6 protein-coding genes are annotated in these 7026 nt (G+C 39.9%); 1 reads left to right on the forward strand and 5 read right to left on the reverse strand.

The genetic code is table 11. From position 1 onward, the window contains the following. Positions 1 to 19: 19 nt before the first annotated feature. From EO115_RS08215 to cysK, 5 genes are all read right to left on the reverse strand, one after another. Positions 20 to 1081 (reverse strand): ABC transporter ATP-binding protein, encoded by a 1062-nt coding sequence (locus tag EO115_RS08215; RefSeq protein WP_126938463.1) that lies wholly within the window; start codon positions 1079 to 1081, stop codon positions 20 to 22. Between the two features lie 35 nt (positions 1082 to 1116). Then, on the reverse strand, positions 1117 to 1944 hold the full coding sequence (locus EO115_RS08220; protein WP_126938464.1) for a sulfate ABC transporter permease: 828 nt from the start codon (positions 1942 to 1944) through the stop codon (positions 1117 to 1119). A 7-nt stretch (positions 1945 to 1951) separates the two neighbouring features. Beyond that, positions 1952 to 2827, reverse strand: coding sequence for a sulfate ABC transporter permease subunit CysT (gene cysT / locus EO115_RS08225; RefSeq protein WP_240629001.1), 876 nt, complete (start codon positions 2825 to 2827; stop codon positions 1952 to 1954). Further along, positions 2808 to 3833, reverse strand: a complete 1026-nt coding sequence (locus EO115_RS08230) for a sulfate ABC transporter substrate-binding protein (protein WP_126938465.1) — start codon at positions 3831 to 3833, stop codon at positions 2808 to 2810. Before EO115_RS08230 ends, cysT begins: the two co-directional genes overlap by 20 nt. Before the next feature lie 242 nt (positions 3834 to 4075). Further along, positions 4076 to 4999, reverse strand: a complete 924-nt coding sequence (gene cysK, locus EO115_RS08235) for a cysteine synthase A (protein WP_126938466.1) — start codon at positions 4997 to 4999, stop codon at positions 4076 to 4078. Positions 5000 to 5470: 471 nt separating this feature from the next. On the opposite strand from cysK, the gene EO115_RS08240 reads away from it, so the two are divergent. Then, positions 5471 to 6199, forward strand: coding sequence for a hypothetical protein (locus EO115_RS08240; RefSeq protein ID WP_126938467.1), 729 nt, complete (start codon positions 5471 to 5473; stop codon positions 6197 to 6199). Positions 6200 to 7026 lie beyond the last annotated feature (827 nt).

The following is a 7026-nucleotide window of genomic DNA, read 5'->3' on the forward strand; positions in this document are numbered from 1 at the left end:
AGCTTTTGAAAGTTTCGTACTAAATATAGAACAAGCTACTTGTATTCATACCTTCATTTTCTACTAGATACGTATCCGTCTCATCATAGATGCAAATTCTTGAAATCAACACATCCACCGCATCACCGACTTTGAAAGCATGTCCATCGATGGTATGATTTGCCACCAGTACTAACTCACCAATCCGGACCGTCACTTCCAAGCGATTACCTTTGAACAAAATATGTTCAATATGACCTAGCTCCACCACGCTGCGATAACGGTGTAAAGTCCCTTGAGGATAAATGCTGATATATTCTGGTCGAATTAAGGCTTCCTTTACATTTTCGATTTTCTGAAAGCCCTTTAACACGTCATACCCTTCTACAACAGAAGACTTACCTAAGAACTTAGCTACAAACGGAGTCTTTGGATTACAGTAAATCTCCTGTGGCGTTCCCACTTGTTCAATACAACCTTTGTTGGTCACCACAATTTGATCCGCCATTTCTAAGGCCTCTTCTTGATCATGGGTGACAAAGATAGTAGTAATCCCAATTTGCTGAATCGTATGGCGTAACCACATGCGAAGTTCTTCTTTCACCTTTGCATCAATGGCTGCAAAGGGTTCATCCAAGAGCAACACATCTGGGTTCGGTGCCAATGCTCTAGCAAAGGCAACCCGTTGCCGTTGTCCACCAGATAATTGACTTGGATATCTATCTTCTAGTCCACTAAGTCCGATGAGATCGATGAGATCTGTTACACGACGATGGATTTCCTCCTTACTCGCTTTCTTCACAGTCAACCCAAAGGCAATGTTATCAAACACCGTCATATAGCGAAACAACGCATAACTTTGAAATAAAAATCCAATTCCTCTGTCTGCAGGTGCCACAGTATTGACCCGTGTACCATTGATGTAAATATCGCCTTCATCAGGTGTTTCCAAACCGGCAATCATCCGTAGTATAGTTGTCTTCCCGCTTCCACTAGGTCCTAAGAGGGCTACCAAGCTGCCCTTCTCAATAGACAAGGACACATCTTTCGACGCCTGAAAGTCTCCATAATTTTTATATATATTCGATAAACTAACGTACATGCATTTCCTCCCTCTACCTGTATCGATGATGATTATTACCGATGGCTAGCTTTATGTGCTGCATAGGTGCGCAAGGCAATCATAATGAAAGCCAACAGAATCAGCACCGACGACACACTAAAGGATGCTACTACGGCACTTTCAGTACCAGACATATAAAGAGCGTCGATTTCTAATGGCAAGGTGAACGTAGCTCCTCTCGCCTTAGATACAGCTGCCACCGCACCAAATTCACCCATAGCCCGGGCCCCGCACAAGATAATTCCATACAACAAAGGCCATTTGATGTGAGGAAAGGTAATATCCTTAAAAATCCGCCATCCAGACGCCCCCATCAAAGCCGCTGCTTCCTCTTCTTCTCGGCCTTGATTCAACAGGACTGGCAAAATTTCACGAAATACAAAGGGCATAGTCATGAATACGGTCACCAAGATAACCCCTGGTATAGCAAACACAATACGAATGTCTAAACCCGTCCACGCATTGAACTGATTGATGTACGGCCCCAACCAACCCAATCGACCAAAGGTGAGTAAAAAAGCTAACCCTGCAATAACGGGAGATACGGAAAATGGTATATCTGCCAAAGTGGCGATCAATGTTTTACCAGAAAAATCGAACTTCGATACCGCAAAGGCAGCTGCCACTCCGAAGATGGCGCTCACCAACATAGCAATGACCATTACCAGTAAGGTCAGCCCCAAAGATTTCATCACATAGACAGTGCTAATAGACTGCACATAGAACTGCCAACCTAAAGATAAAGATTGAAACACTACTGAAAGCATAGGAATAAGGAGCATAAAAATAATGAATACCCAAGCTAATAGAATTAACAAGGTAGAACCGTATCGTCCTTTCATAGACCTATTACCTCCCTTTAATACGCTTTGCGTGATGATTCTGAATTAGATTCACTACTAACAAGATAGAAAACGAAATGCCTAGTAACACGATAGCGATGGCCGTAGCACTGCTATAATCGGCATAATTTAACTTTTGCATAATCACATAGGACACAGCCTGCGTGTGATTTTTAAAACTATTCCCTGAAATGTAAATGATGCTACCATATTCGCCAATCCCTCTGGCAAAGGCCAAACTAAAACCAGTCAACAAGGGCGGCAACAATTCAGGAAAAATAACTTGTCGATACAATCTAAATTTACTGGCACCCATCATGAAAGCTGCCTCTTCATAAATAGGGTCTAAGGTTTCTAGCACAGGTTCCAAGGACCGTACCACAAAAGGAATCCCTACAAATACGAGGGCTACCACAATGCCTATTTGACTATAAGCCACGTGAATCCCCCAGTGCGACAAGATAGATCCAAACCAACCTGTATCAGTATACAGCTTCGATAAGGTAATCCCAGCCACCGCTGTTGGTAGTGCAAAGGGGAGTTCTATCATGCTATTCAGTAAGGCTTTCCCTGGAAATGTGTAGCGCACCAGAACCCAAGCCAAGATAAAACCAAATACTACATTGATAGCTGCTGCAATAGCGGCTGTTAATAAACTAGTTTTAAAGGCTTGTACTACATTCACTTTTGTAAGCAATACTTTCCAAGTATCCCAAGGCAAGGACAATCCATGGAAAAACACTGACCCTAAAGGAATGATGATACAGATCGATAATAAGGCAATGGTAATGCCTAATGACAAGCCCATACCTGGAATGATTCGTGTCGATGTAGGGCCTATCATTCGTGAAAGCCACGATGTATTATGTTCCATAGATTTCATCAAATACCCCACCTTCATCAAAAAACTTTTTATACACTGCATCCCATCCGCCATAGGCGTGAATTGTTGTTAACTCTATCCTATGGTTAAAAGTCGAAGAAAACTCCTGTAAAATAGCTGGATTGGACGGTCTAAATCCATAAGAACCAATCAATCGTTGTCCTTCATCGGAATATAAATACTGAATATAATCACGAGCCACCTCTGTGGTTTGATCTCGATCTGTAATTCCTTTTACAAGAGCTACATTCGGCTCTGCGACGATGCTCGTTTTAGGTATGACCAGCTCATATTGACCTGGATAGTTCTTCACAATTTGTAAGGCTTCATTTTCCCAAATTAAGAGTACATCCCCTTGCTTATTTTCTACGAAAGTCGTCGCCGCACTACGAGCACCCGCATCTAAGACTTTCACATGGTCATAAAGAGCTTTTACATAGCCTTTCGCACCTGTTTCTGTGCCATATACCCTAAGTCCGTGATCCCAAGCCGCCATGAATATCCAACAAGCCGCACTAGAACTCTTCGGATCTGGAGCTACGATGGAAATCCCAGGTCTCTCTAAATCTGCCCAATCTTGTATATGCTGAGGATTACCTTTACGCACTAAAAATACAATAGTCGACGTATAAGGAGCCGAATGATTGGGAAACATATCCTCCCAATTCGCATCGAGTAAGTGCACACGATTCAGCATTTCTATATCTTGCGAAGACCCTAAGGACACAATATCGGCATCATTCCCTTCAATGATGGACCGCGCCTGTGCACTGGAACCACCATGAGATTGCGTGACATGCACATCCTTTCCAGTGATAGCCTTATAATGCTCACGAAATAGTCGGTTATAGTCCTCATAAAACTCACGTGTACTATCGTAGGATACATTCGTAATATACACCTCATTACCTACTATTTTGGGTTCTTTCATACACCCCGTGAAAGTCCCTATACATACAATGCCTATCATGGCGATGAGCCAGTTTCTATATCGTTTTCGTTTCATATATATCCTCCATCGTCATGTCTAAGGCATGCTTCTATCAGTTTGATTTGCAAACTATAGCATAGTATTTCGTGCTTGTTTTATAGAAAATCCACTGACTTTTACAAAGGATTTCATACGTTCTATTAATACACGACATACAATCTACTTATTCCATATATGGCCTACTAGCAGCTTCCATACATTTCATTAAACATTTCAACTCTGTAAATACAGGCTTAAGAGCCATAGTATAATATGTATTAAGCATCAAAAATACCTGTTGATAAGTAGCGTTCCCCACCATCTGGTAGCAATACAACAATATTCTTATCCTTATAGGCCGGGTCCTGACCAATTTGTATAGCCGCTTGTAAAGCAGACCCAGAGGAGATACCAAGTAACAATCCTTCTGTTTTAGCAATAGTCCGTGTACATGTGTAGGCATCCTCTGTAGAGACCATCACAATCTTATCTAACAGCTTAGTATCTAATACATCAGGGATAAATCCTGCTCCAATCCCTTGGATACCATGAGGTCCAGCTTCTTTGCCAGATAATACAGCCGATGTAGTTGGCTCTACTCCGATAATCTGCACATTTGGGTTTTGCCCTTTTAGATAGCGACCCACCCCTGTCACAGTGCCCCCTGTCCCAATAGAAGAAATAAATACATCTACTTTACCATTTGTATCCTTCCAAATCTCAGGACCTGTAGTTTCATAATGAGTGTTCGGATTCGCAGGGTTTGTAAATTGTTGCAAGATGAAAGCATTGCCATGTATTTGTTGTAACTCTTCAGCCACCCGAATACTTCCTTTCATCCCTTCTATACCCGGTGAAAGCACAACCAACGCACCCAATGCTCGTACGATACGTTGACGCTCCACACTCATCGTGTCGGGCATAACAAGAATTAACTTAAGCCCCATTTGGGCTGCTACAAAAGCGAGACCAATTCCTGTATTACCACTAGTAGGTTCAATGAGCACCGTATCTTTTTGTATCACCCCAGAGTCAATTCCCTCTTTGATCATTCCGTAGGCAACACGATCCTTCACACTACCCAGTGGATTAAAATATTCTAGTTTTCCTAACAAGCGACCATTCAATTGATATAGTTTTGTAAAAGCATCCAATGCCACCAAAGGCGTAGAGCCTATTAAATCTATTACGTGTTGGTACATGATTGGTTCCCCCTTACTGCTGTATTTTTTTATGTATTCTACTCGATGGTTAATATATACTACTTAATATATAGTGACAATATATCTATTTGCTGTGATAGTTGGATTATTAATCTATAAATTTAATATATTGATAATACCTATATCTAATTTTATAAATATATAGTTTTATTTTATATTTACTATATATGTATCGACATACCCTTATAGACAATATCTAGTTATTACTGAATACAGAGCTATAATAACGTCTACTATTGTATATTCTTATTCCTATGTAGTCAATTGGATATAAACTATAGAATACTATAGGGTAAAACTATATACATAAATATGCAAATTCATAAATGAGAATTGTTCTTTATATTTTACTGATAGATAAATAAAAATATACTTCAAACTAGAGAAATGACTTTGTATATGATATTCTATAAGTATCATCATAATGCATTTTATAAGGGGGTATATTCTATGAAATCTAAAAAGTATATTGTTGCTTTAGCCCTAGGAGTATTAGCTTCTAGCCTTTCATCTGTCACAGTAGATGCGAAACACACACATGATATTAACGTAGCTATAAAAACTACTATTAATCCTGAACTAGAAAAACAAATGAAGGAGAATCCAAGTAGTATCACAAATAAAATTCAAAATATTTTATCTCCAGAATCAATGACTATAGGTACAATACCTAAAGGCAACCTATATGTACCAAAAGATACACCGATCACTCTTGAATTAACACAACCCATTAGTTCTAAAAAAAGCAAAAAAAATGCTACTTTTGTTCTAAAAACTGTCGATAATTTAATTCTTAATGGCACTGTAATCATACCAAAGGGTGAGGAAGTCCGAGGAAAAGTTCTTGACTCTCATGGTAATGGAATGTTTGGTCGTGGCGGTAGATTAATCATAGAGATTCCAGCTATTCGTACACTGAATGATATAAATATTCCTCTTAATGGATATGTCAACGGATATGGATCTGATGATACAGGTGCAGTTGCTGTTACTGCTGCTGTTTCTATTGTAGGTGGATTCTTCATGCGTGGTGAAAATATATACTATGAGCCTGGTCAATTATTTACAGTAACTGTCCAAAAAGATACCGATTTAGAAGTAACACCAGAAACACTCTCTCAAGCAATGGATCCAAACAAAGTTCGTGGACAATCCTTAGAAGTTAAGGCTGCAAACTAAAAATTAATATATAAAAAGACTATAATGAACTAGTATCTTTCATTATAGTCTTTTATATTTCAGTATAATATTAAATTGTTGCCTAGAAATGGCTTTTCAGATATTACTTTGTCATTTGCAACTTCCTGTTCTGGCCTGTGGGTTTTCTTTACTCACTTCGGTCGTAGAAAATCTTACGTTAAGGACTAATATCCCTTGTCCTTTTTGTTCCTAGCTGTGGGTTTTGTTAGCTCCTATAGAGCTACAAAACCTTACACTAGGAACTAAGCGATACTCTATGATTTGCGCGTCGTTTCACTCCTTCAAATCATGAGTCCTGCTTATGCGCGTGCTTCGCTCCTATGAAAGTGGTTCACTGCGGATCCCAGGCCTATTGCATTCTTTCATAGTTCTTACTTGAGACATATTGGCTGGAAACGGCTCTCTTAGTACCTTGTCATTTGCAACTTCCTGTTCCTGGCTGTGGATTTTGTGCGCCCTTTAGGGCTTCAAAATCTTACGCCAGGAACTAAGCGATGCTCTATGATTTATGCGTCGCTTCGCTCCTATAAATCATGAGCCCTGCTTATCCCAGGCCTTATGAGGTATACCTTAGTTATTACTCGATTAATCTGGCTGGAAACGGCTAGAGCATAATAATATATTACATTAGAAAATAAAAAAGACGCCTTTCGGCGTCTTCTTTATTTTCTTAATCAGCAACTTCCTATTTGTTCCTAGCTGTGGATTTTGAGCGCCCCTTTGGGGCTCCAAAATCTTACGCCAGGAACTAAGCGATGCTCTATGATTTATGCGTCGCTTCGCTCCTATAAATCATGAGCCCTGCT

The organism is Veillonella sp. CHU740 (assembly GCF_003992055.1).
Taxonomy (GTDB): Bacteria; Bacillota; Negativicutes; order Veillonellales; family Veillonellaceae; genus F0422.

Coding starts and splice junctions, on each gene's coding strand:
- EO115_RS08240 (WP_126938467.1), top strand. CDS start 5,471: ATGAAATCTAAAAAGTATATTGTTGCTTTAGCCCTAGGAGTATTAGCT.
- EO115_RS08220 (WP_126938464.1), bottom strand. CDS start 1,944: ATGAAAGGACGATACGGTTCTACCTTGTTAATTCTATTAGCTTGGGTA.
- cysK (WP_126938466.1), bottom strand. CDS start 4,999: ATGTACCAACACGTAATAGATTTAATAGGCTCTACGCCTTTGGTGGCA.
- cysT (WP_240629001.1), bottom strand. CDS start 2,827: ATGAAATCTATGGAACATAATACATCGTGGCTTTCACGAATGATAGGC.
- EO115_RS08215 (WP_126938463.1), bottom strand. CDS start 1,081: ATGTACGTTAGTTTATCGAATATATATAAAAATTATGGAGACTTTCAG.
- EO115_RS08230 (WP_126938465.1), bottom strand. CDS start 3,833: ATGAAACGAAAACGATATAGAAACTGGCTCATCGCCATGATAGGCATT.